Here is a 2,732-nt window from a genome sequence, read left to right as displayed (position 1 = left end):
CCGGCTGCCCCGCCCCGGCGCTCACCGTCGCCCCCTCGTCATTCCGAGCCGCATTGTCGCGACGATCTCCCGCTGCACCTCGCTCACCCCGCCCCCGAACGTGTTGATCTGCGCCGCCCTGTTCATCCGCTCCAGCTCGCCGTCCCCGAATGCCCCTGGCGAACCGGAGCGGATCAGCGCGTCCACTCCGACGATTTCCTGACACATTCGGTACACCGCGACCGCCGATTCGGTTCCCACGACTTTCACGCCGCTCGCGTCGCCGGGCGCCAGTCGGCCGGCTCCCACGTCCCCCACCAAACGCCAGTTGAGCAGGCGCGTTGCCGCCAGGCGGGCATGCACCTCGGCCAGCCGGGAACGCACCCACGGCTCGTCAACCCGACGCTTCCCCGTCACCGAATCAGGTGTGAGCGCCGCCTCCAGCGCGGCCGTGCAGAAGTCCTCCGCCTGCATGCCGATCGCGGCGAGGGCGACCCGCTCGTGGTTGAGCTGGTTGGTGATGAGCCCCCAGCCACCGTTCTCCTCGCCGACGAGGTTCGCTGCGGGCACGCGGATCCCGTCGTAGTACGTCGCCGTCGTCGTCAGCCCGCCCACGGTCTCGATGGGGGTCCAGGAGAACCCGGGTGTGTCCGTGGGGACGAGGAGGATGGAGATGCCTCGGTGCCTGGGCGCATCGGGGTCGGTCCGGCAGGCGAGCCAGATCCAGTCGGCGTTCTGGGCGCCCGAGGTGAAGATCTTCTGCCCGTCTATCAGCCAGCCCTCGTCGTCCCGGACGGCCCGGGTTCGCAGCGCCGCGAGGTCCGTGCCCGCCGACGGCTCGCTGTACCCGATCGCGAAGACGAGTTCCCCGCTGAGGATGCGGGGCAGGAAGAACGCCCGCTGTTCCTCGCTCCCGTACCTCATGAGAGTGGGCCCGACTGTGTTCAGCGTGACCATGGACACGGGCGCACCCGCACGGTAGGCCTCGTCGAAGAACACGAACTGCTCGTCCGCGCCGCGCCCCTGACCGCCGTACGCCTCGGGCCAGCCGAGCCCCAGCCAGCCGTCGGCGCCGATACGGCGCAGGAGGGCACGCTGCCCCCGCTGATCGTCCTGGCTCGGCGGGCCCTGCGGCATCAGGTCCCGGAAGTACGTACGGAGTTCGGCGCGCAGCCGGCGCTGGCGCTCGGTGGGAGCGAGGTGCACGGCTCGGAACCCTCCAGGACCTCGAACGAGCAAGAGTTTCTGACTGTCCGTCAGATACGAGAGGCTGTCAAGGCCGTCGGGCACGCGCGCGTAGGCCGTCGCCAGGCACGCGCGCGTAGACCGTCGTCGAGGCACGCGCGCGTGGGCCACGGAAAACGACTGCGCGGGAAAACGGCTGCGCGGCGGTACCGAAGTACCGCCGCGCAGACACGCAGTCACCCCACGAAGCACACCCCAGACGGGACTTTCAGGGCCGATGGGAGAGCATCGACCCCCCGGCTCACCACAGGGGGGTGAAGTTGACGGCGACGTTCTCGTTCGACTGGTCGATGGCCGTGAACGCGGAGCCGTTGACCTGAGCCGTGTTGCTCTGGTTCGAGGCACCGGAGCCGACCGCCTGCTGCTGCGTGGTGGACGAGTTGCCGTAGTTGTCGCGTCCCACCCCGCTGTTGGCAGACGCCGCGGCCGCGTTCGATCCGAGATCCGCCAAGGCGCCGTTGTCTGCCGCCGCCACGCCCGAGAAGAGGGCGGCCGCGAGGGGCAGGGCCGCGACGGCGGCGAGGACGCGTGCGGTACGGATGCTTGCCATGTGTTTCCTCCAGAACCGGGTACGCGCCGGCTCCACTGCCGGACGTACGTGAAGTGCGGCTGATTCCAAGGCGGTTGGCCGACCGCCCCGGCGCTGTGCTCGACGTCGCGAATCCAGAGTTGCCCACCGAATCCCTGGCGAACCACCCCGGAAGCCCTGATTCGCACGTAAGCGTGATGACATGTCGATAAACCCCTTGAGGCCTCATAATCACCAGCTCAAGGCGATGGCCGGGCACTGGTCGGCTCAGGTCGCGACAAACCCAGTGATCGCAAGGAACGAAACGTTCCGGCACACATCCGGCCACTCCACTTCGCTTCACTCGGACGGCCCACGCCCCCGCCCACCCCCTCTTCCCTTTTTCGAACATGAGTACGAACATGGAGGTATGGCCACCTCAGACCGGCAGGCCACCACCCTGGCCCTGGCGCACGCCCTGTCCGCCGCCGAACGCGGACTGGCGGTGATCCCTCTGTCCCGGACGAAGCTCCCGGCCCTCCGTTCCCCCCATCGCGACGACCCGGCGCCGGCCCTCTGCCGCGGTGAGTGCGGCCGCTTCGGGCACGGCGTGTACGACGCCTCGACCGACCCGCACCGCATCCGTGAACTCTTCGCCGCGGCCCCCTGGGCGACCGGCTACGGCATCGCCTGCGGACTGCACCCGCACCATCTGATCGGCGTGGACCTCGACACGAAATCCGGCACGGACTCGTCCGCGGCCCTGCGCGAACTGGCCCTCCGGCACCTCTTCACGATCCCCGAGACGGTCGTCGTCCTGACCCCCGGCGGCGGCCGCCACCTGTGGCTGACCGGGCCACCGGACGTGGTCGTCCCCAACTCCGCGAGCCGTCTGGCCCCCGGCATCGACATCAGGGGCGCCGGCGGCTACCTGGTCGGCCCCGGCTCACGCACCGACCACGGCGTCTACGGCACGGCCCCGGGAACCGCCCACCTGACC

The 2,732-nt window shown here is 69.9% G+C and carries 3 protein-coding genes; 1 reads left to right on the top strand and 2 read right to left on the bottom strand.

Going from position 1 to position 2,732, the window contains the following annotated elements; translation table 11 throughout:
* Nucleotides 1–21: 21 nt before the first annotated feature.
* Nucleotides 22–1,185: an acyl-CoA dehydrogenase family protein gene (locus FPZ41_RS45985; protein WP_322621586.1), complete on the bottom strand. Its 1,164-nt coding sequence runs from the start codon at nucleotides 1,183–1,185 to the stop codon at nucleotides 22–24.
* 280 nt (nucleotides 1,186–1,465) lie between these two features.
* Entirely contained in the window at nucleotides 1,466–1,774 is a 309-nt protein-coding gene (locus FPZ41_RS45980) for a hypothetical protein (protein WP_131570321.1), read from the bottom strand.
* Between the two features lie 388 nt (nucleotides 1,775–2,162).
* Here FPZ41_RS45980 and FPZ41_RS45975 point away from each other — a divergent pair.
* Nucleotides 2,163–2,732 (top strand): bifunctional DNA primase/polymerase (locus FPZ41_RS45975; protein ID WP_152870794.1); only part of this gene is annotated, 570 nt, incomplete at its 3' end.

The organism is Streptomyces acidicola, from assembly GCF_009377235.1.
GTDB lineage: Bacteria > Actinomycetota > Actinomycetes > Streptomycetales > Streptomycetaceae > Streptomyces > Streptomyces acidicola.
The sequence above is the reverse complement of the archived record's forward strand: the minus strand, read 5'-3'. Positions and strand labels throughout refer to the sequence as shown.